The sequence below is a fragment of the Thalassococcus sp. S3 genome (genome assembly GCF_004216475.1).
Classification (GTDB): domain Bacteria; phylum Pseudomonadota; class Alphaproteobacteria; order Rhodobacterales; family Rhodobacteraceae.
In genome coordinates this window covers 1557769-1584048 of sequence record NZ_CP022303.1, presented here as the reverse complement: position 1 = coordinate 1584048, position 26280 = coordinate 1557769, and the positions used below count along the sequence as shown (strand labels likewise).

Below are 26280 nucleotides of genomic sequence, written 5' to 3'. Positions count from 1 at the left end.
AATGGCACGACATCTCATCACTTCGGCGATCCCGTATATCAACGGGATCAAGCATCTGGGCAATCTGGTCGGCTCCCAGCTTCCCGCCGATCTCTATGCCCGCTACAACCGCGCGCGCGGCCACGAGGTTCTGTTTCTCTGTGCCACCGACGAGCATGGCACACCGGCCGAGCTGGCCGCCGCCAAGGCAGGCAAACCCGTGGCCGAATATTGCGCCGAGATGCATGCCATCCAGTCCGAATTGGCCAAGGGCTTCCGCCTCAGCTTCGATCATTTCGGTCGCTCCTCTTCGCCCCAGAACCACGCGCTGACCCAACATTTCGCAGGAAAGCTGGCTGAGGCCGGGCTGATCCGCGAAGTGTCCGAAAAGCAGGTCTATTCCAATGCCGACGGACGCTTCCTGCCTGACCGGTATATCGAAGGGACCTGCCCCAATTGCGGCTATGACAAGGCGCGCGGCGATCAATGCGAGAATTGCACCATCCAGCTTGAGCCGACCGACTTGATCGACCCACGCTCGGCCATCTCCGGCTCCACCGATCTCGAAGTGCGCGAGACCAAACATCTCTATCTGCGCCAATCCGCCCTGAAAGACGATCTCGACGCCTGGATCGACAGCAAGACCGACTGGCCGGTCCTGACGACCTCCATCGCCAAGAAGTGGCTCCATGACGGCGACGGGCTGAAAGATCGCGGCATCACCCGCGATCTCGATTGGGGCATTCCGGTCAAACGCGGCGACGACGACTGGCCCGGCATGGAGGAGAAGGTCTTTTATGTCTGGTTCGACGCGCCCATCGAATACATCGCCTGCGCCAGCGAATGGGCCGAGGCGACAGGCGGTGACTGGGAACGCTGGTGGCGCACCGACAAGGGCGCGGACGATGTGCGCTACACCCAGTTCATGGGCAAGGATAACGTGCCCTTTCACACGCTCAGCTTCCCGGCCACGATCCTGGGCTCGGGCGAGCCCTGGAAGATGGTCGATCACCTGAAATCCTTCAATTACCTGAATTATGATGGCGGCCAGTTCTCGACCTCGCAGGGGCGTGGCATCTTCATGGACCAGGCGCTGGAGATTCTGCCCGCCGATTACTGGCGCTGGTGGCTTCTGAGCCATGCGCCCGAAAATTCGGATAGCGAATTCACCTGGGAGAACTTCCAGGTCTCCGTGAACAAGGATCTTGCGGACGTTCTGGGCAATTTCGTCAGCCGTATCACAAAGTTCTGCCGCTCGAAATTTAGCGAGGCCGTCCCCGAGGACGGCACGTACGGGCCGGACGAGGCCGCGCTTATCGATGCGCTCACAACCCGCATCCGGGCGTACGAGGCACATATGGATGCCATGGAAATCCGCAAATCCGCCACCGAGCTGCGCGCGATCTGGGTGGCCGGGAACGAATATCTGCAGAACACCGCCCCCTGGACGACTTACAAGAGCTATCCCGCGAAAGCGGCCGCTCAGGTGCGCCTGGGCTTGAACCTGATCCGCCTTTACGCGGTCCTCAGCGCTCCTTTTATCCCTGACGCAAGCGCCCGGATGCTGACCGCGATGAATGCAAGCGACGCGACCTGGCCCGACGACGTGCCCGCGGCGTTGTCCGCGCTGCCCGGCGGACACGGGTTTGCGGTGCCCGATGTGCTCTTTGCCAAGATCACGGATGAGGCGCAAGAGGATTGGCAGGCACGGTTCTCCGGCATCCGGGGGTAGGCAGATTTTGACACAAAATCTGCGCGGAAAACGTGACGTTTTCCGAACGCTAAGTCTGAGCCGCCTTTCCCAAAAAGAGCCGGATTTTGAGGCAAAATCCGGCCGGAAAACGTCGCGTTTTCCGGCGCCTGGTACCCGCGGCCGGACTCGAACCGGCACGGCCTAAGCCTGGGGATTTTAAGTCCCCTGTGTCTACCATTCCACCACGCGGGCAACGGCGCGGACCATACCTTGCGCTGGCGGCGTGTAAAGCGGCTTTCAGATATCTTCACCCACAGGCGCCAATGGACCACCCTCGGCGATCAGGCTGCGCTCGGAGAGCCAGGGGTTGAGCGTCAGCGCATAAGTCAGCGCCGCGCGGGCCTCCTCCAGACGGTCCAACCCCAAGAGCGTCAGCGCCCGTCCAGAGAGCGCCGCCACATGGTTGGGAGAAAGCGCAATGGCCCGATCGAGATCCTCGAGCGCCCCGGCAAAGTCGTGACGCAGGTAATTGACAAAGGCGCGCTGGTTGTAGCCTTCCGCGTAGTTCGGGCAATATGCGACTAGTCTGTCAAAATCCTGGATCGCGCCAAGGAAATCATAACTCGACCGCTTGGACATGCCGCGATCCAGCATCGCTTGCGCCTGCTCATCCGGTGCATCTGTCCAGATCGCCCACATTTTCTGTGACAAGGCCTGCGCCGCGCCCTGATCCGGTGCCATACGCGCGGCACCGATCAACGCCTGCAACGCTGCATCATGATCCGGAGCATCCGGGCACGTCTCCGCCAGAGCCGGCCCCGCAACGAGCGCACATATCAATACGAAATGCTTCATACCGATCGAACGTTGTGCGATCTGCCGGTCCGTCAAGTTAATTCCTGTGCGCCCCCGTCCTTGACCGACTGCATCGCCACATAGGTCGACGTGCTGGCAACATGGGGCAGCGTTGAGATTTTCTCGGCCAAAACAGTGCGGTATTCGGTCATGCTCCGGGTGCGTACCTTCATCAGATAGTCAAAGTTGCCCGCGATCATGTGAACCTCTTCGATCTGCGGCAACCGCCCGACCGCCTCGTTGAACGCGCGCAGGGCGGCCTCTCGCGTGTCATCAAGCCGAACCTCGACAAAGGCCACATGATCCAGGCCCAATCGGATCGGATCGATCCTTGCGTGATACCCGGCGATGAACCCGTTGGCCTCCAGCCGCTTCAGCCGGGCCTGTGTCGGCGTCTTGGTCAACCCGATATCGCGCGCCAGATCCGTCAGGCTGATCCGGCCATCGGCAGCCAGCACCGTCAGAATGCGCCAATCAAAGGCGTCGAGATCAGGATGCTCAAATGACACTGCGGATCCCCTTCAATTTAGGCGATTCGCCTACAGTTCATACGATTTCAGCCCAAAAGCCCAGACCGAAGCCCCTATATTGTCCATATGGCAGCCCGGAGGCCAATATGGCACGTGACATTCCCCATCCCCTTTCCTCTCACATCGACGCGCTCACATATACCGACCAGACGGCCATGATCGACACGCTCGTCGCCGATGCCAGCCTGTCCGCAACGGACCGCGACGCCATCTGCGCGCGCGCAGCGCAGCTGGTCCGGCAGATCCGCACCTCCGCCCATCCCGGACTGATGGAGGTGTTTCTGGCCGAATACGGTCTCAGCACCGATGAGGGCGTGGCACTGATGTGCCTGGCCGAGGCTTTGTTGCGGGTGCCCGATGCCGATACGATCGACGCCCTGATCGAGGATAAGATCGCGCCCTCGGACTGGGGCAAGCATCTGGGCCAGTCCTCCTCCGTTCTCGTCAACGCCTCGACCTGGGCGCTGATGCTGACAGGCAAGGTTCTCGACGAAAACGCTCCCGGTCCGGCCCATGCCCTGCGCAGCGCCGTCAAACGGGTGGGCGAACCCGTGATCCGAACCGCCGTCGGGCGCGCGATGAAGGAAATGGGGCGCCAGTTCGTGTTGGGCGAAGACATCACATCCGCCATGCGCCGTGCAGCCGGCATGGAGGACAAGGGCTATACTTATAGCTATGACATGCTGGGCGAGGCCGCGCGCACCGACGCCGATGCCAAGCGCTATCATCTCAGCTATTCCCGCGCCATCTCCGCCATCGCCCAATCCTGTGGGTCCGACGATATCCGCGCCAATCCCGGGATTTCGGTCAAGCTCTCCGCCCTCCATCCCCGCTATGAAGTGGCACAGCGTGACCGGGTCCTTGAAGAGCTTGTGCCGCGCCTGCGCTCTCTGGCGCTTCTTGCCAAATCCGCCGGCATGGGGCTGAACATCGATGCAGAGGAGGCCGACCGCCTTTCCCTCTCTCTCGATATCATCGAACTGGTTCTCGCCGAACCCGCCCTGGCCGGCTGGGACGGCTTCGGCATTGTCGTTCAGGCCTATGGGCCGCGTGCGGGGCGTGTCATCGACACCCTTTATGATCTGGCCCGAACCCATGACCGTCGGATCATGGTGCGGCTTGTCAAAGGCGCTTACTGGGACACCGAAATCAAACGCGCCCACGTCGCCGGGATGGCCGCCTTTCCCGTGTTTACCTCAAAGGCGGCAACCGATGTCTCCTATATCGCGAATGCCCGCAAACTGCTTGGCATGACCGACCGGATCTATCCCCAATTCGCCACCCACAACGCCCACACGGTGGCCGCGATCCTGCATATGGCAAGCGACACGCGCGTCTTTGAATTCCAGCGCTTGCACGGCATGGGCGAAGCGCTTCATGACCTCGTCAAGACGGGTGAGAATACAAGCTGCCGCATCTACGCGCCGGTCGGGGCGCACCGCGATCTTCTGGCCTATCTCGTCCGGCGCCTTCTGGAAAACGGCGCCAACAGCTCTTTCGTCAATCAGATCGTCGACACCTCCGTTCCGCCCGAAGAGGTCGCCGCCGACCCCTTTGCCGCGCTTGGTCAGGCCGTAGCGCTGCGCACCGGCGCCGACCTCTTTCAGCCCGAGCGCCCGAATTCGCGTGGGTTTGACCTCTCCCATGCCCCCACCCTCTCGGCGCTGGAGGACGCCCGCGCGCCCTTCTCCGGCTCGGCATGGGCGGCCACGCCGCTCCTGGCCGGACCCGCCGATCCCGAAGCCGCCGTGCCCGTGCAAAACCCGGCCCGTCCCTCCGATCAGCCCGGCACCGTCCGTTGGGCAAGCCGCGCGGATATCGCCGCCGCAATCGGCGCCGCATCCCCCTGGTCGGCGCCTTTGGACGACAGGCGGGCGATCCTCGCCCGTGCCGCGGACCTCTACGAGGCCAATCACGGCGCGCTTTTCGCGCTTCTGGCCCGCGAGGCCGGCAAGACATTGCCCGATTGCGTGGCCGAACTGCGGGAGGCCGTCGACTTCCTGCGCTATTACGCGGCACAGGCAGAGGCCGGATCGCCCGCCGGGATCTTCACCTGCATCTCGCCCTGGAACTTCCCTCTGGCGATCTTCACCGGGCAGATCGCCGCCGCGCTCGCCAACGGGAACGCGGTGCTGGCCAAACCTGCAGAACAGACCCCCCTGATCGCCGACCGGGCCGTGCGCCTCCTCCACGAAGCCGGTGTGCCGCCCTCCGCCCTGCAGCTTTTGCCCGGGGACGGAACGGTCGGCGCGGCCCTCACCCAAGATCCGCGTATCTGCGGGGTGGCATTTACCGGCTCCACCGAAACGGCGCTTAAAATCCGGGCGGGGATGGCCTCCAACCTGCAGCCCGGCGCTCCTCTCATTGCCGAGACCGGCGGGCTCAACGCCATGATCGTCGACAGCACCGCGCTGCCCGAACAGGCCGTGCAAAGCATCGTGGAAAGCGCGTTCCAATCCGCCGGTCAGCGATGCTCCGCCTTGCGCTGTCTCTATGTTCAGGACGACATCGCCGATGACCTGACGGCCATGCTGATCGGCGCCATGCGTGAACTCAGGGTCGGCGACCCCTGGTCGCTCAGCACCGATATCGGCCCCGTGATCGACCGCGACGCGCAGACGATCATCGCCGGCCATATCGCATCCGCCCGGAAAGAGGGGCGTCTGCTTCATGCCTGCGACGCCCCGCCCGATGGCACCTTCATCGCGCCTGCCCTCATTTCGATCTCCGGCATCTCGGATCTCGACCGGGAAATCTTCGGTCCCGTTCTTCACCTGGCCCGCTTCAGGGCCGATGCGCTCGACGCGGTGATCGATGCCGTCAATGCCAGCGGCTACGGGCTCACCTTCGGCCTTCACACGCGCATAGATGACCGGGTTCAGTATGTCTCCGACCGGGTGCGCGCGGGCAATATCTATGTCAATCGCAACCAGATCGGGGCGGTCGTGGGCTCTCAGCCCTTCGGGGGCGAGGGGCTTTCCGGCACCGGGCCCAAGGCGGGCGGGCCGCATTACCTGAGCCGCTTCAAGGCCCCCGACCGTCAGCACACGGCAGAGGGCTGGATGCAGGACGCCTCCGCCCTGCCCGGACCCACCGGTCCCGACCCTGCCGCGGAAACGTCATCGCTGCCCGGGCCCACAGGCGAATCGAACCGTCTGACCACGCTCCCCGGCGGCCCCCTCCTTTGCCTGGGGCCCGGTTCGGCATCGGCGGCCGCGCAGGCTGCGGCGGTCCATGCTCTGGGCGGCCAGGCCATCGTCTCTGACGGGCATATCGCCCCCGACGCGCTTCTGGACATGCCGGCGATCTCCGGTGTCCTGTGGTGGGGGGATGCCGACACCGCCCGCTCCTATGAAATCGCGCTCTCCCGGCGCCCCGGGCCGATCCTTCCCCTGATCCCCGGACAGCCCGATATCGGACATGTCCGGACCGAGCGTCATGTCTGCGTGGACACCACCGCAGCGGGTGGAAACGCGGCCCTTCTGGGGGCGGCAAGTTAAGCGCCGGGCTTGACCCCGGCGCGTCCGCCATGCACAGCCTGCCACCATGATACCCATCCGCGATCACAATCCGTCCGGACGGACGCCTTACGTCACCTATACGCTCATGGCCGTCAATATCGCGGTGTTCCTGAGCTACATGAGCCTTTTAGGCGATCCCCGTGCCTTGAACGCCCTCTTCTTCGACTGGGCGATCATCCCGATGCGCATCACCAGCGGCGACGGGTTCATGACGATGGTGACATCGATGTTCCTGCATGGCGGCTTCATGCATCTGGCCGGCAACATGCTGTTTCTCTGGATCTTCGGCGACAATCTCGAAGACGAGATGGGCCATACCCGGTTTCTGCTCTTCTATCTCGCCGCCGGTCTCGGCGCGGGGCTGATCCATGTCCTCTCCGCGCCCGGCTCCACCGTGCCCACCGTCGGTGCCTCCGGCGCCATCGCCGGGGTGATGGGCGGCTATCTTCTGCTCTTTCCCAAGGCGCGGGTCGATATCCTTCTGATCCTGATCGTCTTCTTCAAGATCTTCCCGATCCCCGCCTGGATCATGCTCGCCGTGTGGTTTGCCATGCAATTCATCGGTGGCATCGGGTCCGACCCGGACCTGGGCGGCGTCGCCTACTGGGCCCATGCCGGTGGCTTTCTCGTGGGCCTTGCCCTGACCGTCCCCCTCTGGCTGCGCCTGGGTGGCCCGCGCTTCTGGAACCGCACCCACGGCACCCCACCGCACCCCGAGGCGCGCTACACGCTCAGCTCCAGCCGCATCCCGAGGATCCCGCGCAAATGACCGACACGATACGTGCCTCCTGCCATTGCGGCGCCGTGGTGATCGAGGCGACGCTCAGCGCTCCTCTCTCCTCTGCCGCGCGCTGCACCTGCTCGTTCTGCAAACGCCGGCAAGCGGCCAATGTCACCGCCCGGTCCGACAGTGTGCGTATCCTTCAGGGGGCCGATCACCTCACGCTCTATAGCTGGGGCACCGGGACCGCGCAGCATTACTTCTGCAGGATCTGTGGCATCTACACCCACCATCAGCGCCGCTCCAACCCCTCCGAGACCGGCATCAATCTCGGCGCCATCGAAGGCGTCGATCCCAGCGCCTATGAGCCGCTGCACTGGGACGACGGCGTCAATCACCCGTCCGACCGCTAGCCCGAAGAGCGCTCCGCTCCCTCTTCATCTTGCCAGATAAACTCCCGCCGGAGGCTCCCGCCGCCGCAACGGGACCTATCCCCGGATCACCTTGGCGAAGCCATCGAAAATCGTCTCGTTCGCGCACAGAACCGATCCGCTCTCCAGCACGTCCTCTCCCGGCTCGACCGCCTGCACCAGACCGCCCGCCTCCTTCACGATGACGATGCCCGCCGCCAGATCCCAGGCGCTCAACTGCCGCTCCCAATAGCCCTCGTAGCGGCCCGCCGCGACATAAGCCATGTCCAGCGCCGCCGATCCCCAGCGCCTCACGCCCGACGCGACCGGCATCAGCCTTGCCAGGTCCTGCAGCGTCGCCGGTAGGTCTCCCTTACCCGCGAACGGAATGCCCGTCGCAAACACGCTCTCGATCATCTTGCCCCGGTTAGACACCCGCAGACGCTGATCGTTCATCCACGCGCCTGCCCCCTTTTCGGCAAAGAACATCTCGTCCTTGGCCGCGTCATAGACGACACCCGCCACGATCTGCCCCTTGTGCTCCAGCCCGATCGAGATCGCCCAATGCGGCAGCCCGTGCAGGAAATTCGTCGTCCCGTCCAGCGGATCCACGATCCAGCGCCGCGTCGGGTCCTGACCAGGGGTCTCTCCCTCTTCCTCGGCCAGCCAGCCATAGGTCGGGCGGGCGCCCAGCAATTCATCCTTCAGGATCGCCTCTGCCGCGATATCGGCTTTCGAGACGAAATCGCCCGCCGCCTTCATCGACACCTGCAGGTTCTCCACCTCCCGGAAATCCTTCACCAGCGACCGCCCCGCCTTGCGGGCCGCTTTCAGCATGATGTTCAGATTCGCACTGCCGACCATCGGGGTCACTCCATCTCTGCAATCCTGCGCGCGCACCTACACCTTGGCTTCTTTCTTGCCAAGTCCCGGACGGCGGACCTAGCGTCAAGGAAGGAGACGCGCACATCAAATCAAGGACTTAGACATGACGAAGACCGACATCGCCGCCGCCATTGCCCACGCCGTCGCTGCCTGCCCATCGCCAAACCTGTCCGAAAAAACCGCGAACAACGTTCTTTCCCGACGAACCGTGTTTTCCGGAGCCGACGTGAGCTGCATGAGCGGCAACGTCAGTTGCCAGAGCCGACCATTCAAGATCGCCTCGCCGCAGAATTCCTGCGAAACCGGGAACGGAAACAGCGGCGATTTCCCCGAATCACCGGCACGTCTGTCCGCTCCAGAGAGGTTGAGTCGTCCCGCCCGCATCGCCTCACCTCAAAATTCATGCGGACCCGAAAAGGGCGGCGACGGAGGCAACGATTTCCCCGAAGCCCCCGCATCTCTGTCCAAGTTCGGCAGCTTGACGGCGCATGCCCAGGTCGCTTTTCCCGAGATCTCCTGCCGCGCCGACGGCGCAGCAACCGGCATTCAAGCGTGAAGGAAGGCCCAGTCATGACCGACCAAATCCATCACGTCGCCCTCGCCAGCCGCCCCTCCGGCAGCCCGGTGCCCGAAAACTTCCGCTTTGAGCCCGCCCCCATGCCAGAGCTTCAGGACGGCGACGTTCTCGTCAAACTCCATTACCTCTCTCTCGACCCTTACATGCGCGGGCGCATGGACGACGCCGAGAGCTACATCGCCCCGGTCGAGATCGGCGGCACCATGCATGGCGGCGGCGTGGGTGAGATCGTGGCCTCCAAAAGCCCCGATTTCAAACCCGGCGATCTGGCTTACGGCATGCTCGGCTGGACCACCCATGCCGCAGCCCCTGCCGAAACCGTCAACAAGATCGAACTGAAACATGGCTCCATGACCAACACCCTTGGCGTCCTCGGCATGCCCGGTTTCACCGGCTGGGTGGGCCTGATGGAATACGGGCGCCCCAAGGCCGGCGAAACGCTGGTTGTCGCGGCGGCCACCGGCCCCGTCGGCTCCATGGTCGGCCAATTGGCCAAGTCTCTCGGCCTGCGCGTCGTCGGTATCGCCGGCGGAGCGGAAAAGTGCCAGATGGCGATCGAGACCTTCGGCTTTGATGCCTGCCTCGACCACCGGGCCCATGACGATGCCGCCAGCCTCACCGCCGCGCTGAACGCGGCCTGCCCAAGGGGCATCGACATCTATTTCGAAAATGTCGGCGGCAAGGTGCTCGAAGCCGTCCTGCCCCTGATGAACAGCTTCGGGCGCATCCCCGTCTGCGGCATGATCAGCTGGTACAATGCCGGCAATCTCGGTGAAAGCGTGGTCGAGGCTGGGCTCGCCGGTCCCAAGATCTGGCGCATGATCCTCGTCAACTCCCTGTCGGTGACTGGCTTCATCATCCTCGATCACTGGCACCGCTACCCCGACTTCGTGGCCGAGATCGGTCCGCGTGTCGATGCGGGCGAGATCAAGTTCGTCGAGGACATCGTCGAAGGGCTGGAAAACGCGCCCGCCGCCTTCATGGGCCTCCTCGACGGAAAGAACAAAGGCAAACAGATCGTCAAGATCGCCTGACCCCAACCGCGTCCGGCTGGTCCGGGCGCGCTTCATGCTGCCGCAGCGTCACTTGTTGTCATGCCCGCCCGCCCCCGGCACCCTGCGCCAAAATAGCGAGGAGGACCAAGACATGACCGACCAGATGCACCGCATCGCCCTGGCCAGCCGCCCCACCGGCGCGCCCACGCCCGACAATTTCAGCTTTGAGGCCGCCGACATGCCCACCCCAGGCGACGGAGAGATCCTCGTCAAGGTCCATTACATGTCGCTCGACCCATATATGCGCGGACGCATGGACGACGCCAAATCCTACGCGCAGCCCGTGCCCATCGGCGGCACGATGGAAGGCGGCGCCGTGGGCGAGGTCGTAGCCTCCAACAGCGACGCGTTCCAGCCGGGCGATTTTGCCTTCGGCATGTTCGGCTGGGCCAGCCACGCCGTGATCCCCGCCAATCAGTGCCGCAAGCTGGACCCCGCCCATGGTCCCATCACCGCCGCCCTCGGCGTGCTCGGGATGCCGGGCTTCACCGGCTGGCACGGGCTTATGGAATATGGCCGCCCGAAGGAGGGCGAAACCCTCGTCGTGGCCGCCGCCACCGGCCCTGTCGGCTCCATGGTCGGCCAACTCGCCAAATCCTTGGGCCTGCGCGTCGTGGGCATCGCCGGGGGCGCCGACAAATGTCAGATGGCCACCGACACGTTCGGCTTCGACGCCTGCCTCGACCACCGCGCCTATGACGACGCCTCCGCCCTGCGCGCCGCCCTGAAAGAGGCCTGCCCCAAAGGCATCGACATCTATTTCGAAAACGTGGGCGGCAAGGTGCTTGAGGCGATCATCCCCCTGATGAACCCCTTCGGCCGCATCCCCATCTGCGGCATGATCGCGTGGTACAATGCCGGCGGCCTCGGCGCCAATGCCGGCGACGAGAAGGACAACCTGCCCAAGCTCTGGCGCACGGTCCTCGTCAACTTCCTGTCGGTCAACGGCTTCATCATCTCCAACCACTGGGACCGCTACCCCGCCTTCTTGGCGGAGGTTGGTCCCAAAGTGGCGTCAGGCGAGATCAAATTCGTCGAAGATATCGCCGAAGGCCTCGAAAACGCGCCCCAGGCGTTCATCGGCCTGCTCGAAGGGCGCAACAAGGGCAAACAGATCGTCAAGGTCGCCTGAACCTCACCGCAGGGGCGGGCCCTCGGCTCGCCCGTCTTGCCGGGGCGTGCGGACCCCTCTACCAAGGAGCGGTCCACAACCGATCGCACGAGGTCCAGATGATCATCCGCCCCGCCCGACTGGACGACGCCCCCGCGATGAGCGCCTTTCTCCAGGAACTCTCGGCCCTTGGCAAACGCACCCGCCGCAGCGACCTGGAATTCGTCCAAAGCCATTATGTCGAAAACCCGTCTTCCATCCGCTGTTCGGTCGCCGAAGACGCGGATGGCACGATCCTCGGCTTCCAGGCCCTGACCCTCGCGGGGCCGGACAACGAATTCGGCGTCGAGGCGGGGTGGGGCGTCATCGGCACCCATGTCAGCCCTCATGCCGCCCGTCGCGGCGTGGGCCGCGCGCTCTTCTCAGCCACGCGCGAGGCCGCGCAATCCGCGGGTCTGCGCAAGATCGACGCCAGCATCGGCGACGACAACGCCGAAGGTCTTGCCTACTACGAGGCGATGGGGTTCCGCACCTACCGCATGCCCGAAGGGCGGATCTGCAAATGCTACGAGGTGTCCTGATCCCGGCCTTACGCGGCCTGTAATTTCCGCGCCTCGATGCGGGCCAGGTCGATCAGTTCCCGCATATAGGGCTTATCCGCATCCTCCGACCGGATCGCCGCATAAAGCCGCCGCGTGATCCCCTGCTCAGTCAGCGGCCGTGTCACGTAATCCGAGCTGTATTTGACTTCCCGCACCACCCAGTCCGGCAGCACCGACACGCCCCGGTTTGACGCCACGAGCAGCAGGATCACCGCCGTCAACTCCACCTGCCGGATCGCCGCCGGCTCCACCTTGGCCGGGATCAGCAACTGGCTGAAGACGTCCAGCCGCGTCCGCTCCACCGGGTAGGTGATCAGCGTCTGCCCGCGAAAATCCTTCGCCTCCACGAACGGTTTCGCCGCCAGCGGATGCTGGGCCGAGGCCACGAAAACTGGGGCATAATCAAAGAGTTCGATGAACTCCACCCCCGGCATCTCCTCCGGGTCCGAGGAGACGACCAGATCCACCTCCTCCTTCAGCAGCGCCGGCATCGCCTCGAACGCGAGCCCCGGCTTGATGTCCACATCCACATCCGACCAGCTCTTGCGAAACCCCTCCAGCACCGGAAAGAGCCACTCGAAACAGGCATGGCACTCGATGGCGATATGCATCCGCCCCGCGCGCCCGTCGCGCAGGTTGGTGAACTCCTCCTGCAGCGCCTCGACCTGCGGCATCACCTGCTCCGCGAGCCTCAGCAGGCGCAATCCCGCCGCCGACAGCGTCATCGGCTTCGACCGCCGCACAAACAGCTCCACCCCCGCCTGATCCTCCAGCCCCTTGATCTGGTGGCTCAGCGCGCTTTGCGTGATGTGCAGCACATCCGCCGCCCGCGCCAGCCCGCCGCAATCATGAATGGCCTTGATCGTGCGCAGATGCCGGAATTCGATATGCACCTTCAATCTCGCTCATATCTGTCTTGAGGATTATGAAGTTGTCTCACAATGCTGCAGGTGCAACAAGGGATAAACAGCCGGAGTTGCCGCATGCCCGAGGTCTCGTTCGAATTCTTCCCACCGCAAAATCTCGAAGCCTCCTTCCGGCTCTGGGACACGGTGCAGACCCTCGCCCCCCTCGGCCCCCGCTTCGTCTCCGTCACCTACGGCGCCGGCGGCACCACCCGGGATCTCACGCGTGAAGCTGTCGCCACCCTGCACAAATCCTCCGGTCTCAAAGTCGCCGCCCACCTCACCTGCGTGAACGCGACCCGCTCTGAGACCCTCGCCATCGCCGACGATTTCGCCAAGGCCGGCGTCACCGATATCGTTGCCCTGCGCGGCGATCCTCCAAAAGGCACCGGCGCCTTCCAGCCCCACCCCGAAGGCTTCTCCGACGCCTGCGAGCTGATCACCGCCCTCGCAGAGACCGGCCAATTCACGATCCGCGTTGGCGCCTATCCCGACATCCACCCCGAAGCCGCCAACCCCCAGGCCGATATCGACTGGCTCAAGGCCAAGATCGACGCCGGCGCGCACGAAGCGCTCACCCAGTTCTTCTTCGAGGCCGATACCTTCTTCCGCTTCCGCGATGCCTGCGCCAAGGCTGGCATCGACGCGCCCATCACCCCCGGCATCCTGCCCATCGAGAACTGGAAAGGCGCCCGCCGCTTTGCCGAGCGCTGCGGCGCCCGCATCCCCGACTGGACGCTCAGCGCTTTCGAGACCGCCGAGCGGGACGGCCGCACCGACCTGCTCGCCACCGCCATCTGCACCGAGCTTTGCTCCGACCTGATCGAAGGCGGCGTCGAAAACCTGCACTTCTACACGCTCAACCGCCCCGAGCTGACCCGTGACGTCTGCCACGCTCTCGGCATCGTCCCCCAGGTGCAACTGGAGAACGTGGCGTAAGGCTTGCCGCAACGGCACCCGCTGATAGCGTCTTCCGCAAAGGAGACGCCCCATGACCATCGCCCAATCCCCCGCCGACCTGCTCTCCATGGCTGAATTGCTCGACATGTCGGGCCTCGATTTCATGCGTGGTATCGTCGAGGGGCGCCTGCCCGGCCCGCCCATCGGCCAAACCATGGGCTATAAACTCCACGCCGTCGATGACGGCACGGCCACCTTCCGCGGCACGCCGGAATTCAACGTCACCAACCCGATGGGCACCGTCCACGGCGGCTGGTACGGCACGCTTCTCGACAGCGCGATGGCCTGCGCCGTGATGACCAAAGTGCCGCGCGGCTCGGTCTACACAACGCTCGAATACAAGATCAATATCACCCGCCCGATCCCCCTGGGCACGCAGATCGACTGCACCGGCACCGTCGACCATTCCGGTCGCTCCACCGGCATCGCACATGGAGAGATCCGCGGCGTGGAAGACGGCAAACTTTACGCCACCGGCTCCACCACCTGCATCATCATGCAAATGGCCAAGGACTGACGCGCAGGTCCCCTGCTTCTTCTCGATAAAAATACGGAAAATCCCGTCGGGCGCCAAAAGCGCCGTCCCCTATTTTGAGAGTACCACACCTCTCAAACCTCCCGCCCGGTGGGCACCACCGGGCCGCGCCCGCCCAGGGCTCCGCACGTTCGCCTTTGAAACGCTCTCTGACAGCGTTTTCGGGATAGGGCTCCCATGCATTCCGCCCGTCCGCAGCTAAAACGACCTCCCAGACCGCTTCCAAGATGCCGCTCACCCCAGGAGTGCCACACCTCTCAACCCTCCCGCCCGGTGGGCACCACCGAGCCGCGCCCTCCGGGGGGAGGTCGGGCGCGGCCCTCAGCGCACTGATCGAAGCGGAGGAAAGATGATCACGAGCGAGGTAACTCGAAAGCACCGGTCCATAGGCACCCTTTCCAGCGGCAAGACGCGCCACCCGTGCCCTTACTCGCCTGCCTCACCGTTCCCAAAACGCCATGCGATAGCTCCACGCATTCCGGCACGGGGGTCTCTAAGGCTCCACAACCTTACACGCGACACAACTCACGCCCGCGCGCCCTCCAGTTCAGGCCCGCGTGGTGGCACCGTCTCGTGCAGGTGCTCCGATGGATCCACACCCACAACACGCCTCTTCCGCAGCAGGAAAATCTTGGCCCAGCCCCGCCACGTGCCGACCGAAGGCGCCTCCGGATCGCAGGGAAACCGCTCCCTCCAGCCCTCCGGCAGTGGCAGACCGCAGAGCTCCGCGCGCTCCAGCATCCAGACCAGCGGGATATTCGCCAGCGGTCGCGCCTCCTCGAACCCGCAAAGCTGCCCGCCCACATCGCCGTGCGTGCCCCGGAACCAGACTTGCTCCACCCGGCCCAGCCAGTCTTGCGGGCAGTCCCACATGATCGGCTCATAGACCAACCGCGTCTCGTCCAAGGCCACCGCGTGAAACCCGTTGCGCACCGTGGGTCCAAGCTGGTGATTGTGAAATGCGTGCTTCTCTCCGTCGAGCCGCCAAAGCAACGGCACTCTCAGCCCCAGCGCCTTCACCGTGTCCCATACGCCCACCATCTCGATCGGCACACCCTGATGGCAATAGGCCCGCACGAATGCCGTCGCGTGGGCACTTTCCGGCGCACGTTCGTAATGACGGTAGGCCTGCCGGATATTCCGCTCCGTCGCCGCATCCGCGCGCAAGAGCCCCACCCGGTCGATCACACCCGCCAGGGAGCGTACCGCATAGGCGCCTCTTGAATAGCCGATGAGGAAAATGCGATCCCCCGGCCTGTATCTCGACGCAAGGTACCCGTAAGCGCGCCGGATCTGACGGTTGATTCCGCGCCCCATCATCACGTCCAGCGTCTTGCGCCAACTGGGCCATTGCAGCCCCGCCTCGTAATAGACCGACACTTGCGGCCCCGCCTCCAGGCACAGCTTATAGACCGTGCCCGCATGGGTCTCCTGCCCCGGCTGCAGCGACGACATCGTGCCATCCAGAATGATCACATGCGCCTGCGGGCCCCGCAGCCGCTGCCGGGGAGAGGTCTGGGCCCGCGCGCGCCGGCCCCACCACTCCCTGACGAAATCATTCAGCCGCGATAGCATCATCCTGCAACAATTCCCAAACCTTCATCGGCGTAAACGGCATATCGGCCTGCCGGACACCCCGGTCCCACAGCGCGTCCTGCACCGCATTCGCGACCGCCGCCAAAGCGCCGACCGTGCCCGCCTCGCCACAGCCTTTCATACCCATGATATTCGCGGTGGACGGAACAGGTTCCGAGGTAAACTCAATCATGGGAACGTCATCCGCACGCGGCAAGGCGTAATCCATGAACGTTGCCGTGAGCAATTGGCCGTCCTCGTCGTAGACCACATGCTCCGTAATCGCCTGCCCGATCCCTTGCGCGACCCCGCCGTGCACCTGACCTTCGGCCAGCATCGGATTGATAAGATTGCCGAAATCGTCCACCACCTCATAGCGATCCACGGTAACGACACCCGTCTCCGGATCGACGACAACTTCTGTAACATGACATCCGTTCGGAAAGCTGCGCGCCGGCAGCGTCGCGCGCGCTTCATGGGTCAAAAGCTCCGTCCGGCCATCCGCGCGGGCCATCTCCGCCACGTCCAGCATGGTGGGCGTCAGGTTCGATCCCGGCGCGCGGAACTGCTCGTCATCAAAGGTGATCTCTCCCTCGTCCACGCCTATCTTCTCCGCCAGATAAGGCGTGAAAGCCGCGATCATCACCTCCACCGTCGCCAGCGTCGCATTGTTCTGCACCGTGACCGAGCGGGACCCGCCCGTCCCGCCGCCCTGGGCAATCCGGTCCGAATCCCCCTGCACGACGCTGATCCGATCTGCCGGAATGCCCGTCTGATCGGCCAAGAACTGCGCATAGACCGTCTCGTGCCCCTGCCCGTTCGATTGTGTGCCGACATAGATCGTCACCGTGCCATCCTCATTGAACTCAACCTTCGCCCCTTCCGAAGGATCACCCAAAATACTTTCGATATAGTAACAAAGCCCCTGCCCCCTGAGCAGGCCGCGTTTGGCGTCGGCTTCGCGCCGCTCAGCAAAGCCTTGCGCATCGGCCTCCTGCGCCGCCCGCGCCAGCACCTTGTGGAAATCCCCCACGTCATAGGTTTCGCCCGTGGCGGTGTCGTAGGGAAACTGCTCCGGCTTGATAAAGTTAATCCGGCGCAGCTCCCACGGATCCATGCCCAGCTCTCTCGCCGCGCGGTCCATCACCCGCTCCAGCACGTAAATCGCCTCCGGCCGCCCCGCGCCGCGATAGGCATCCACCTGCACCGTGTTGGTGTAATAGCCCTCCACCTGCAGCCACGTCGTCTGCACGTCGTAAACGCCCATCAGCACGCGGCTGAACAACTGCGTCTGAATGGGCTGCCCGAACTGCGAATTATACGCCCCCAGATTGCACCTGGTCCTGACACGGTAAGCCGTGATCCGGTGGTTCTCGTCAAAGGCCAGCTCCGCCAGCGAGGTCAGATCCCGCCCGCCATTGTCGCTCAGCATCGCTTCGGTCCGGTCCGACATCCAGCGCACCGGCTTGCCCAGCGCGCGGGCCGCGTGAGCCACCACGGTATATTCCGGATAGGCCATCGCCTTCATGCCGAACCCGCCGCCCACATCCGGATTGGTCACACGCACCTGCTCCGCCTCCAGCCCCAGGCTCTCGACCAGCTTGTCCTTCATCCCCCAGACGCCCTGCCCGTTGAACGCCAGATGCAGGCGCTCTCCGTCCCACTCCGCAAAGCACCCCCTCGGCTCCATCGAATTCACGATCACCCGGTTGTCGCCCACCTCCAGGCTGACCACCTGCGCCGCCTTGTCGAATGCCGCGTTCGTGGCGTCTTCATCCCCCATGCCCCAGTCAAAGGCCATGTTGTCGGCGGCCTCCGGATGCACCGTCTCTCCTCCGGGCGCCAGATCCATCTTCGCCGGCAATTCGTCATAGTCGAACGCGATCAACTCCGCCGCATCCCGCGCCTGCGCCATCGTCTCCGCCACGATCACCGCCACAGGCTCTCCCACATGCCTGACGCGCCCCTTGGCCAGCAGCGGCCGCATCGGCTTGGCCCCCTCGCTGCCATCGCGGTTTTTCACAACCGTCCCCGCCATCGCCAGATCAACGCCCGCCGCTTCCAGATCCTGCGCCGTGATCACCAGATGCACGCCCTCGGCCTCTCTCGCATCCTCCAGATCCAGCTCCGTGATCACCCCATGCGCCACCGGGCTGCGGAACACGAAGGCATAAAGCGCGCCCTCCGGCACGATATCGTCCACATACCGCCCATGGCCCGTCAGGAACCTCACATCCTCCACCCTCTTGACCGGCTGGCTTTTCCCGAACTTCTCCATGGCGTGCCCTCGCTTGCTCTTTCCACCGGCGACACTAGCCCCGCCGCCCCGCTTGTCCAGACGCCTTCTGCCCCTTCCCCTTCGGCCTCAGCTTCGCTACATCACCGCCCAAACCAAAGGGGCGCCCCGATGACCATGGACAAGACCTTCAACGCCGCCGAAGTCGAAGCGCGCATCTCCGCGCAATGGATCGACCGCAACTGTTTCGCCGCCGGCGCCAACGCCTCCCGGCCCGAGACCTTTTCCATCATGATCCCGCCCCCCAACGTGACCGGGTCCCTGCATATGGGACACGCCTTCAACAACACGTTGCAGGACATTCTCATTCGCTGGAAGCGCATGCAGGGCTACGACACGCTCTGGCAGCCCGGCACCGATCACGCGGGCATCGCCACGCAGATGGTCGTCGAACGCGAACTCGCCAAGGACAAATCCAACGCCACCCGCCGCGAAATGGGGCGAGAGGCCTTTCTCGAAAAAGTCTGGGACTGGAAAGAGAAATCCGGAGGCACCATCATCAACCAGCTCAAGCGCCTCGGCGCCTCCTGCGACTGGTCCCGCACCGCCTTCACCATGTCCGGCGCTCCGGGTGCGCCCGCGGGCGAGCAGGGCAATTTCCACGATGCCGTCATCAAGGTCTTTGTGGAGATGTACGAAAAGGGCCTCATCTATCGCGGCAAACGCCTCGTGAACTGGGACCCGCATTTCGAGACCGCGATCTCCGATCTCGAGGTCGAGAATGTCGAGACACCCGGCCATATGTGGCACTTCAAATACCCGCTCGCGGGTGGCGCCACCTATGACTACGTCGAAAAAGACGAAGACGGGAATGTCACGCTCCGCGAGACCCGCGACTATATCTCCATCGCCACGACCCGGCCCGAAACCATGCTGGGCGACGGCGCCGTGGCGGTCCATCCCTCCGACGAACGCTACGCGTCCATCGTGGGCCAGCTCTGTGAAATCCCCGTGGGCCCGAAAGAACATCGCCGCCTGATCCCCATCATCACCGACGAATACCCCGATCCGAATTTCGGCTCGGGAGCGGTCAAGATCACCGGCGCCCATGATTTCAACGACTACGAGGTGGCCAAGCGCGGCGGCATCCCCATGTACCGCCTGATGGACACCAAGGGCGCGATGCGCGCCGACGGCGCGCCCTATGCGGAAATGGCAGAGGTCGCGATGGCCGTCGCCAAAGGCGACCGCACCCTTGGCGAAGCCGAGGCCGATACCATCAACCTCGTCCCCGACGACCTGCGCGGCCTCGACCGGTTCGAGGCCCGCAAAAAGGTGGTCGACCAGATCACCACCGAAGGCCTCGCCGTCACCACACGCGCCGACGATCCCCGCCTGGGCAAAGCCGCCGCCAAACCCGACGAGGACGGGCAACCGGCCGAGGAGGTCCCCCTCATTGAGGCCAAACCCATCATGCAGCCCATGGGCGACCGCTCCAAGGTCGTGATCGAGCCCATGCTGACCGACCAATGGTTCGTCGACACCTCCAAAATCGTCGGCCCCGCGCTGGAGGCCGTCCGCTCCGGCGAGACCAAAATCCTCCCCGAACGCGATCAGAAGGTCTATTTCCACTGGCTCGAAAACATCGAACCCTGGTGCATCTCCCGCCAACTCTGGTGGGGCCACCAGATCCCGGTCTGGTATGGGCCAGGTGTTGTCGATGCAACCCCGTCCGATGTTGAGTACACCACGCACGCTTTCCATAAGCTTTCGTTTGATCCGGGTGATCTGGTTGCATTCTGCGCAACAAGCTTTGAAGAGGCAGAGCGTGCGGCGTTAGATTTCTACAAAAGCCGAAACATCGGCGGTGATGAGCTGGACGATTGTGTCGAGGTGCAACGCCGCGAAGATGCTGAACAGCTTGATGATCCAACCCGGATCGGTTTGTGGCGCGACCCAGACGTTCTCGACACATGGTTCTCCTCCGGCCTCTGGCCCATCGGCACGCTGGGCTGGCCCGAAGACACCGACGCCTTCCGGAAATACTTCCCGACCAACACCCTGATTACTGGCTTCGACATCATCTTCTTCTGGGTCGCCCGGATGATGATGATGCAATATGCAGTCGTAGAGCAGAAACCTTTCGATACCGTTTACGTCCACGCCCTCGTCCGCGACGAGAAGGGTAAGAAGATGTCGAAGTCGCTGGGCAACGTCCTCGACCCCCTGGAGCTGATCGACGAATACGGCGCCGACGCCGTCCGCTTCACTCTGACCGCCATGGCTGCGATGGGCCGCGACCTCAAACTCTCCACCCAGCGGATCGCCGGATATCGCAATTTCGGAACCAAAATCTGGAACGCGATGCGCTTTGCCGAGATGAACGAGGTCTTTTCGTACGAAACTCCGTACAAATCCCCCAAAGCGTCCCAAACAGGCCCGAACGGGGCCGCCCCCGGCACTCATGGATCGTACGAAATCGCGTACGAACCCACCAATGCCGTGAACAGATGGATCATCGGCGAAACCGCCAAGGTCCGCGCCGAAGTTGACGCAGCACTTGAGGCCTACCGCTTCAACGACGCCGCCAACGCGCTTTACGCTTTCGTCTGGGGCAAGGTCTGCGACTGGTACGTGGAATTCTCCAAACCCCTCTTGCAGGGCGAGGACGAAGCCGCCCGCGACGAGACCCGTGCCACGATGAAATGGGTTCTGGATCAATGCCTTATCCTGCTCCATCCCATCATGCCCTTCATCACTGAAGAGCTCTGGAGCGTCTCCGGCAGCCGCGAAAAACTCCTCGTCCACGCCGACTGGCCCACCTACGAGCCTGCCGATCTTGTCGACCCCGACGCCGATCGCGAGATGAACTGGGTCATCTCCTTCATCGAGGCCGTCCGCTCCGCCCGCGCCCAGATGCACGTCCCCGCAGGCGCTTATATTCCAGTGGCTTACACGGAGATGCTCACCAAAAACCGCGCCGCGTGGGACCGCAACGAAACCCTCATCAAACGCCTCGCCCGCATCGAAGTGCTGGAAGAGGTCACCACCTTCCCCAAAGGCACCGTGGCCCTGTCCGTCGAGGGCGGCACCTTCGGCCTGCCTCTCGCCGGTGTCATTGATATCGCAGAGGAAAAGGCCCGCCTCGAAAAGACCCTCGGCAAGCTCGCCAAGGAGCTCGGAGGTCTGCGCGGCCGCCTCAACAACCCCAAATTCGCCGCCTCCGCGCCCGAAGAGGTGGTCGAGGAAACCCGCGCCAATCTCGCCGCCCGCGAGGCTGAAGAAGCCAAGATGAAAGACGCCCTGGAGAGGTTGAGCGAGATTGTCTAAGCCACTGATTAGTGTTTATAAATGATGGCAGCGCCCGCCTCCGGATGGGCGCCCAACGCCCATCCGAAGCACCCGCCCGCGTGCGGGTCAGTCGGTCTGGCGTGCCTGCCACAGCATTCACGCCTAACTCACTGATACTTAATGCTATTTGAAAACAGGTGCCCGTTTCTGCATCTGTGCCATGATCACTTCCATCTGATCCGGCTTCCCGATCAGCTCCACCTGCTCAGCGGATTCGGCCATCAGCACCTCTTCCCGCTCCGCCGTTTCCGCCAATTCTATCAACCGCTTAGCCGCCCTAATTCCCGACGGACTCTTCCCCGCAATCTCCGCCGCCAGCGCCCGCGCCTCCGCCAGCGGGTCGTCAGAAACCGAGGTCACCAGCCCCCACCGCTCCGCCTGCTCCGCCCCCACGGCCTCGGCCGTATAGATCAGCCGCCGCAACACGTCCGACCGCACCAGCTTGGGCAATAGCACCATACCCCCGAGATCCGGCACGATGCCCCACTTCATCTCCATCACCGAGAACTTGGCCTCCGGATGCGCGATACGAATATCCGCCCCCAGCGCCAGTTGCAGCCCGCCGCCATAAGCCACGCCCTGCACCGCCGCGATGACAGGCACCGGCACCCTGCGCCAGACCATGACCAGCTCTTGCATCTTGTTCGTGTCGCCATGCGTCCGCTCCAGCAGCCACTGGCCGGGATCGACCTGGCCCATCTTGGCGAACTCCGACAGGTCGAGCCCCGCACAAAAGCTGCGGCCTTCACCCGACAGCACCACCGCGCGCGCGTCCGAAGCACCAACCTCTTGCCCTGCCTGCAAAATCGCATCGACCATCTCGGGGTCGAGCGCATTCATCTTGTCCCCGCGGGTGAGCGTCACGTGCGCCACATGGTCCCGATACTCGACTGAAACACGCGCCATCTTGATCCTCCTCTGATTGCCTTCGATCAGAGCGGATCGGGAATGCGAAGACCAGAGAGACGTCAGGTTATTCCGGCACGGTCAGCCGTCCGAAGCCCGGGCTGGCCAACGTGGTGATATAGAGGATGTCTCCGACAAGGCGCCCACCCGTGGTGATCCCCAACCGCCCCTCGGGATCCTGCAACGATGCAAGGATCTGTCCGTCTCCGTCAAAAAGTACCATATGCCCCTCTTCGATGGGCGCAGGCCGCACGAGGGGACCAAGGCGCCAGATCACTTTTCGCAGAAACGGATAGGGCATCAATGCCTCTGCCGGCACACGGGGGCTGGCAAAGGCCATCCAATAGGTGCCGTCCCTCATCGGCTCGATATTGTCGGGATAGCCCGGCAGGTTGTCGAGAAAGACCTCCCTCTCGCCCGCGCGCGGTCCATCCAGCCAGATCCGATGCACCTGTGCGCGACCCGAATCGGCAACCAGCAGAAACTCTTCGTTGGGCGAGAGTGCGACGCCATTGGCAAAGACAAAGCCATCCGCGACCATTTCGGTTTCGCCGTTGGGCAGACGCCGCGCGACGAACCCGGTCTGCGTCTGCTCCCAGATGGCCATGACGGATGTCGGCTTTGTTCCGCCCCGCGTCTCGGGATCAAATCGGGTTGTGGAGTTGGAAAAATAGATTGTTCCGTCCGCAGCAACATCCAGCTGATTGGCGTACATGATCTCCTGACCTTCGACCACGTTGGCCAGAAGCTGCAACTGACCGGCGCCACTCCACCGCATGAGGCCGCGGTAGCTGTCGGCGATGTAGAGCAGACCGTCGGGACCGATATCAAGGCCAAGGGGGCGGCCCCCCAAAGTGTCGATCACCCTCGGCACGTCCTCTTCGATCCGGTAAAGGCGCCCTGCGAGATCTGTGGTGTAGATCAACCCCTCCGCTGTCACGGCAAGGTCTTCCGGCCCCTCGGCCCCGTCCGGCAACGTCACGAATTCAGCCTCTGAAAGGGTGGAATTTCGCGCGTACTCCGCGACAAACCCGCGATCTTCGGGCGGGTCGTAGACGACTGGGTCCATGTCGACGGGCCAGAACAGCAGATAAGCAAGGCCTGCAAGCAGGATCAGAGCCAGAATGCGCATCTCGGGTCTCCTCTTGGCGCGTCAGGCGCAGAGTGCCCCGGTCTCTTGCGGTCCCGCAAGCCTTTCGCTTATCTGCCCACATGACCGGCCCCCGCTATACCCGCCTCGCCCATGCGCTGCCCGCGACTGTTCCGTTTGTCGGCCCCGAGGCCCAGGAGAGAGCACAGGGCGCACCTTTCCTGGCCCGTCTCGGCGCGAATGAGAGCGTGTTCGGCCCGCCCCCCGCGGCGATCGAAGTGATATCCCGCGAGGCCGGTGCCGTGTGGCAATATGGTGATCCGGAGGCTTATGATCTGAAGACCCTCATCGCTCGCCGGTTGAATGTGCGCGCTGAGAATATCGTGATCGGGGAAGGGATTGACGCACTCTTGGGGTATCTCGTCCGCCTGGTCATCGAGGCGGGCGACGCGGTCGTGACGTCGGACGGGGCCTATCCCACGTTCAACTACCACGTCGCAGGCTTTGGCGGCACGTTGCACAAAGTCCCTTATCGCGACGACCGGGAGGATCCCGAAGCGCTTTTCGCAAAGGCGCGCGCGGTTGGGGCAAAGCTGGTCTACCTGGCCAATCCCGACAACCCGATGGGCTCTTGGCACGACGGCGCGGACCTGAAGGCAGCGCTTGAAGATCTGCCGGAGGGATGCCTTTTGGTGCTGGATGAGGCCTATATCGAATGCGCCCCGCATGAGGCCGCGCCCGATCTGATGGCCGACGATCCGCGCGTCATCCGCATGCGCACGTTTTCGAAAGCTTATGGGCTGGCAGGCCTGCGCATCGGCTATGCGCTCGGGGCGCGGGACCTGATCCGGGCCTTTGACAAAGTCCGCAACCATTTCGGTGTGAACCGGCTGGCGCAGGAGGCGGCCATTGCCGCGATGCAGGCGGAGGACTGGATCCCCTCGTTGCGTGCGCGTATCGACGCGTCACGCCAGCGCATCGGGGAGATTGCCGGTGAGAACGGGTTACGGGCCCTACCCTCGGCCACGAATTTCGTGGCGGTCGATTGCGGTCGTGATGGCGCGTTCGCCAAGGCGGTCCTGGACGAGCTTGTCGCGCAACGGACTTTCGTAAGGATGCCCTTCGCTGCCCCCCAGAACCGCTGCATCCGGGTCAGCTGCGGCCTGCCTGAGGACCTGGATCATCTGGCCGAAGCCCTGCCCAGGGCGCTCGCCTCCGCGTCTCAAGCCGTGTTTACCTGACATTTGCCATTGCTGCGTTATACTGACGCAGGGAAGGTGAAGGAGAATACGCCATGGGCGAACGAAAACACGGCCAAGCACCGGATTTCACCGATGCGGCATTGACGATGCTCGGTGTCAATCTGCTTTGGATCTTCTTCACGATCTGGGTGATTTACGGCTTCATCCCGGTGCTGCTGCTGAGCCTTTTCATCTTCCACCTGGTGGAGCGCGTGGCGGAGCGGCGTGGCCTTGCTCCGGCGATGTCCTGGGTGCGGCGGCGCAAGGACTGAGCCGCCGAACGCGGTCAGATCCCATCCTTGGCCAGCACAGCGGCGGCCGCATCGATTGCGCCCTGCCCGCGCGGGATGTCAAGCGCGGACAGCCCGGCCTCGATCCCGCCGAGCAGGCCCAGCACCATCTGTCCGTTCACATGACCCATGTGACCCAACCTGAAAAAGCCGTGCCAGGCCGGATCATCCGGCGCCGCCATGCCCAGACCGATGCCGAGGGTCAGCCCCAGGTTCTGTTCGACCCAGTCCCGCAAGGCGGTGCCGTGGGGAGGCTCCAGCCGCAACGCTGTCACCGCATGGGACCGATGCGCGGGATCGTCCACGTTCATCTGGAAAGCCCCGTTCTGCGACCAGACCTCACAGGCGGCCCAGATCGCTTCGGCCAAACGGGCATGTCGCGCCCAGATATGCACCATCCCCTCTTCGTGGATCATGTCGAGCGCCGCGCGCAGGCCATAAAGATGGTGCGTCGGCGCGGTTCCGTTGAAATACTGGTAGAAATCGTCCGGGTTGGCGCGGGGCACCCAGTCCCAATAATTGGAGACGCGGGGCATGCGCGCCCGCGCATCGGCCGCACGATCATTGAAAAAGACGAACGCAGTGCCCGGTGGCACCATCAGGCCCTTCTGGCACGCCGTCACCATCACATCGACACCCCAGGCGTCCATCTCGAAGCGGTCGCAGCCAAGTGACGCGATGCAGTCGGCCATCAGCAGCGCCGGGTGCGCTTCGGCGTCAAGGACAGCGCGCAACGCCGGCAGGTCGTTCCGGATCGAGCTGGACGTATCCACATGCACGGCCAGCACCGCCTTGATCTTATGCGCCTTGTCGGCACGCAGGATGTCGGCGATCCGGTCCATATCAATCGGGGCGGATTTGCCGAAATCGATCAGCTCGACCTCGGCGCCAAGTCCCCGCGCCATCTCGCCCCAGCCAATGCCGAACCGTCCCGTCGCGGGCACCAGAACGGTGTCCCCCGGCGCGATTGTATTGGCAAGCGCAGCCTCCCATGCCGCGTGGCCATTGCCGATATAGATGGTCGCATGATGTTCCGTCCGGGCAACACGCGCCAGGTCCCGGACGATGCCAGCCGTCATATCGACCAGCTCACCCGCGTAGATATTCGGCGACGCGCGGTGCATCGCGCGCAGCACCGCGTCGGGGATCACGGATGGGCCCGGAATAGCAAGATACTGACGCCCCTGGGCAAGGCTGAGCGGATTTGACATGTCGGCAAGGCTCCTTCTGACTTGCGCGAGATTAGCTTCGG

At 63.8% G+C, this 26280-nt stretch carries 22 protein-coding genes and 1 tRNA gene; 13 read left to right on the top strand and 10 right to left on the bottom strand.

Annotated elements, in window-relative coordinates; genetic code table 11:
• Position 1 precedes the first annotated feature (1 nt).
• Entirely contained in the window at positions 2-1711 is a 1710-nt protein-coding gene (gene metG / locus CFI11_RS07910; protein ID WP_130404746.1) for a methionine--tRNA ligase, read from the top strand.
• Positions 1712-1840: 129 nt separating this feature from the next.
• On the opposite strand, the gene CFI11_RS07905 is transcribed toward metG, so the two are convergent.
• From CFI11_RS07905 to CFI11_RS07895, 3 genes are all read right to left on the bottom strand, one after another.
• Positions 1841-1924: transfer RNA gene (locus tag CFI11_RS07905), tRNA-Leu, on the bottom strand.
• 45 nt (positions 1925-1969) lie between these two features.
• On the bottom strand, positions 1970-2527 hold the full coding sequence (locus tag CFI11_RS07900; RefSeq protein WP_130409957.1) for a tetratricopeptide repeat protein: 558 nt from the start codon (positions 2525-2527) through the stop codon (positions 1970-1972).
• Positions 2528-2559: 32 nt separating this feature from the next.
• Positions 2560-3036: an Lrp/AsnC family transcriptional regulator gene (locus CFI11_RS07895; protein ID WP_130404744.1), complete on the bottom strand. Its 477-nt coding sequence runs from the start codon at positions 3034-3036 to the stop codon at positions 2560-2562.
• A gap of 107 nt (positions 3037-3143) precedes the next feature.
• On the opposite strand from CFI11_RS07895, the gene putA reads away from it, so the two are divergent.
• Genes putA through CFI11_RS07880 form a run of 3 tightly spaced genes read left to right on the top strand, consistent with a single transcriptional unit; the run spans position 3144 to position 7712 of the window.
• Entirely contained in the window at positions 3144-6557 is a 3414-nt protein-coding gene (putA, locus tag CFI11_RS07890; protein ID WP_130404742.1) for a bifunctional proline dehydrogenase/L-glutamate gamma-semialdehyde dehydrogenase PutA, read from the top strand.
• Between the two features lie 46 nt (positions 6558-6603).
• Positions 6604-7347 (top strand): rhomboid family intramembrane serine protease, encoded by a 744-nt coding sequence (locus tag CFI11_RS07885; RefSeq protein ID WP_130404740.1) that lies wholly within the window; start codon positions 6604-6606, stop codon positions 7345-7347.
• Entirely contained in the window at positions 7344-7712 is a 369-nt protein-coding gene (locus CFI11_RS07880) for a GFA family protein (RefSeq protein WP_130404738.1), read from the top strand. The genes CFI11_RS07885 and CFI11_RS07880 overlap by 4 nt, the downstream gene beginning before the upstream one ends.
• Before the next feature lie 75 nt (positions 7713-7787).
• On the opposite strand, the gene CFI11_RS07875 is transcribed toward CFI11_RS07880, so the two are convergent.
• On the bottom strand, positions 7788-8573 hold the full coding sequence (locus CFI11_RS07875) for an inositol monophosphatase family protein (protein ID WP_130404736.1): 786 nt from the start codon (positions 8571-8573) through the stop codon (positions 7788-7790).
• A 124-nt stretch (positions 8574-8697) separates the two neighbouring features.
• Between CFI11_RS07875 and CFI11_RS07870 the strand changes: the two genes are divergently transcribed.
• The 4 genes from CFI11_RS07870 (at position 8698) to CFI11_RS07855 (ending at position 11918) form a co-directional block, all read left to right on the top strand.
• Entirely contained in the window at positions 8698-9150 is a 453-nt protein-coding gene (locus CFI11_RS07870) for a hypothetical protein (protein ID WP_130404734.1), read from the top strand.
• A gap of 14 nt (positions 9151-9164) precedes the next feature.
• Positions 9165-10205: an NADP-dependent oxidoreductase gene (locus tag CFI11_RS07865; RefSeq protein ID WP_130404732.1), complete on the top strand. Its 1041-nt coding sequence runs from the start codon at positions 9165-9167 to the stop codon at positions 10203-10205.
• Positions 10206-10317: 112 nt separating this feature from the next.
• Positions 10318-11358 carry an NADP-dependent oxidoreductase gene (locus tag CFI11_RS07860; RefSeq protein ID WP_130404730.1) on the top strand — a complete coding sequence of 347 codons (1041 nt, stop codon included), beginning with the start codon at positions 10318-10320 and terminating at the stop codon, positions 11356-11358.
• A gap of 98 nt (positions 11359-11456) precedes the next feature.
• The gene (locus CFI11_RS07855) at positions 11457-11918 is read left to right on the top strand and encodes a GNAT family N-acetyltransferase (protein WP_130404728.1); all 462 of its coding nucleotides are present in this window, start codon (positions 11457-11459) and stop codon (positions 11916-11918) included.
• 8 nt (positions 11919-11926) lie between these two features.
• Here the strand turns inward: CFI11_RS07855 and CFI11_RS07850 are convergent, their stop codons facing one another.
• Complete coding sequence (locus tag CFI11_RS07850; RefSeq protein ID WP_130404726.1) at positions 11927-12832, bottom strand: LysR family transcriptional regulator; 906 nt, start codon at positions 12830-12832, stop codon at positions 11927-11929.
• Between the two features lie 90 nt (positions 12833-12922).
• On the opposite strand from CFI11_RS07850, the gene metF reads away from it, so the two are divergent.
• Both metF and CFI11_RS07840 read left to right on the top strand, forming a co-directional pair.
• Complete coding sequence (metF, locus tag CFI11_RS07845; protein WP_130404724.1) at positions 12923-13783, top strand: methylenetetrahydrofolate reductase [NAD(P)H]; 861 nt, start codon at positions 12923-12925, stop codon at positions 13781-13783.
• Positions 13784-13835: 52 nt separating this feature from the next.
• A complete protein-coding gene (locus tag CFI11_RS07840) occupies positions 13836-14321 on the top strand; it encodes a PaaI family thioesterase (RefSeq protein ID WP_130404722.1) in 486 nt (161 codons plus the stop codon).
• A 543-nt stretch (positions 14322-14864) separates the two neighbouring features.
• Here CFI11_RS07840 and CFI11_RS07835 read toward each other — a convergent pair.
• Together CFI11_RS07835 and CFI11_RS07830 are read right to left on the bottom strand one after the other, a co-directional pair.
• Entirely contained in the window at positions 14865-15917 is a 1053-nt protein-coding gene (locus CFI11_RS07835; RefSeq protein ID WP_130404720.1) for a DUF2235 domain-containing protein, read from the bottom strand.
• The gene (locus CFI11_RS07830; RefSeq protein ID WP_130404718.1) at positions 15895-18192 is read right to left on the bottom strand and encodes a xanthine dehydrogenase family protein molybdopterin-binding subunit; all 2298 of its coding nucleotides are present in this window, start codon (positions 18190-18192) and stop codon (positions 15895-15897) included. Before CFI11_RS07830 ends, CFI11_RS07835 begins: the two co-directional genes overlap by 23 nt.
• 129 nt (positions 18193-18321) lie before the next feature.
• Here CFI11_RS07830 and CFI11_RS07825 point away from each other — a divergent pair, with 129 nt between their 5' ends.
• Positions 18322-21480: a valine--tRNA ligase gene (locus CFI11_RS07825; protein WP_130404716.1), complete on the top strand. Its 3159-nt coding sequence runs from the start codon at positions 18322-18324 to the stop codon at positions 21478-21480.
• A 144-nt stretch (positions 21481-21624) separates the two neighbouring features.
• Here the strand turns inward: CFI11_RS07825 and CFI11_RS07820 are convergent, their stop codons facing one another.
• Together CFI11_RS07820 and CFI11_RS07815 are read right to left on the bottom strand one after the other, a co-directional pair.
• On the bottom strand, positions 21625-22407 hold the full coding sequence (locus CFI11_RS07820) for a crotonase/enoyl-CoA hydratase family protein (protein ID WP_130404714.1): 783 nt from the start codon (positions 22405-22407) through the stop codon (positions 21625-21627).
• Between the two features lie 67 nt (positions 22408-22474).
• Positions 22475-23539 (bottom strand): SMP-30/gluconolactonase/LRE family protein, encoded by a 1065-nt coding sequence (locus CFI11_RS07815; RefSeq protein WP_130404712.1) that lies wholly within the window; start codon positions 23537-23539, stop codon positions 22475-22477.
• An 80-nt stretch (positions 23540-23619) separates the two neighbouring features.
• On the opposite strand from CFI11_RS07815, the gene CFI11_RS07810 reads away from it, so the two are divergent.
• Entirely contained in the window at positions 23620-24738 is a 1119-nt protein-coding gene (locus tag CFI11_RS07810; protein WP_130404710.1) for a pyridoxal phosphate-dependent aminotransferase, read from the top strand.
• A 53-nt stretch (positions 24739-24791) separates the two neighbouring features.
• Positions 24792-25010, top strand: a complete 219-nt coding sequence (locus tag CFI11_RS07805) for a hypothetical protein (RefSeq protein WP_130404708.1) — start codon at positions 24792-24794, stop codon at positions 25008-25010.
• Positions 25011-25024: 14 nt separating this feature from the next.
• Here CFI11_RS07805 and CFI11_RS07800 read toward each other — a convergent pair whose 3' ends face one another.
• Positions 25025-26239, bottom strand: coding sequence for an alanine--glyoxylate aminotransferase family protein (locus CFI11_RS07800; protein WP_130404706.1), 1215 nt, complete (start codon positions 26237-26239; stop codon positions 25025-25027).
• Positions 26240-26280 lie beyond the last annotated feature (41 nt).

Excerpts from the sequence above, each read along its gene's own strand:
- CFI11_RS07865 (WP_130404732.1), top strand. The coding sequence starts at position 9,165 with ATGACCGACCAAATCCATCACGTCGCCCTCGCCAGCCGCCCCTCCGGC.
- CFI11_RS07885 (WP_130404740.1), top strand. The coding sequence starts at position 6,604 with ATGATACCCATCCGCGATCACAATCCGTCCGGACGGACGCCTTACGTC.
- CFI11_RS07900 (WP_130409957.1), bottom strand. The coding sequence starts at position 2,527 with ATGAAGCATTTCGTATTGATATGTGCGCTCGTTGCGGGGCCGGCTCTG.
- CFI11_RS07855 (WP_130404728.1), top strand. The coding sequence starts at position 11,457 with ATGATCATCCGCCCCGCCCGACTGGACGACGCCCCCGCGATGAGCGCC.
- CFI11_RS07840 (WP_130404722.1), top strand. The coding sequence starts at position 13,836 with ATGACCATCGCCCAATCCCCCGCCGACCTGCTCTCCATGGCTGAATTG.
- CFI11_RS07825 (WP_130404716.1), top strand. The coding sequence starts at position 18,322 with ATGACCATGGACAAGACCTTCAACGCCGCCGAAGTCGAAGCGCGCATC.
- CFI11_RS07800 (WP_130404706.1), bottom strand. The coding sequence starts at position 26,239 with ATGTCAAATCCGCTCAGCCTTGCCCAGGGGCGTCAGTATCTTGCTATT.
- CFI11_RS07820 (WP_130404714.1), bottom strand. The coding sequence starts at position 22,407 with ATGGCGCGTGTTTCAGTCGAGTATCGGGACCATGTGGCGCACGTGACG.
- putA (WP_130404742.1), top strand. The coding sequence starts at position 3,144 with ATGGCACGTGACATTCCCCATCCCCTTTCCTCTCACATCGACGCGCTC.
- metG (WP_130404746.1), top strand. The coding sequence starts at position 2 with ATGGCACGACATCTCATCACTTCGGCGATCCCGTATATCAACGGGATC.
- CFI11_RS07870 (WP_130404734.1), top strand. The coding sequence starts at position 8,698 with ATGACGAAGACCGACATCGCCGCCGCCATTGCCCACGCCGTCGCTGCC.
- CFI11_RS07880 (WP_130404738.1), top strand. The coding sequence starts at position 7,344 with ATGACCGACACGATACGTGCCTCCTGCCATTGCGGCGCCGTGGTGATC.
- CFI11_RS07815 (WP_130404712.1), bottom strand. The coding sequence starts at position 23,539 with ATGCGCATTCTGGCTCTGATCCTGCTTGCAGGCCTTGCTTATCTGCTG.
- CFI11_RS07805 (WP_130404708.1), top strand. The coding sequence starts at position 24,792 with ATGGGCGAACGAAAACACGGCCAAGCACCGGATTTCACCGATGCGGCA.
- CFI11_RS07875 (WP_130404736.1), bottom strand. The coding sequence starts at position 8,573 with ATGGTCGGCAGTGCGAATCTGAACATCATGCTGAAAGCGGCCCGCAAG.
- CFI11_RS07860 (WP_130404730.1), top strand. The coding sequence starts at position 10,318 with ATGACCGACCAGATGCACCGCATCGCCCTGGCCAGCCGCCCCACCGGC.
- CFI11_RS07830 (WP_130404718.1), bottom strand. The coding sequence starts at position 18,192 with ATGGAGAAGTTCGGGAAAAGCCAGCCGGTCAAGAGGGTGGAGGATGTG.
- metF (WP_130404724.1), top strand. The coding sequence starts at position 12,923 with ATGCCCGAGGTCTCGTTCGAATTCTTCCCACCGCAAAATCTCGAAGCC.
- CFI11_RS07810 (WP_130404710.1), top strand. The coding sequence starts at position 23,620 with ATGACCGGCCCCCGCTATACCCGCCTCGCCCATGCGCTGCCCGCGACT.
- CFI11_RS07835 (WP_130404720.1), bottom strand. The coding sequence starts at position 15,917 with ATGATGCTATCGCGGCTGAATGATTTCGTCAGGGAGTGGTGGGGCCGG.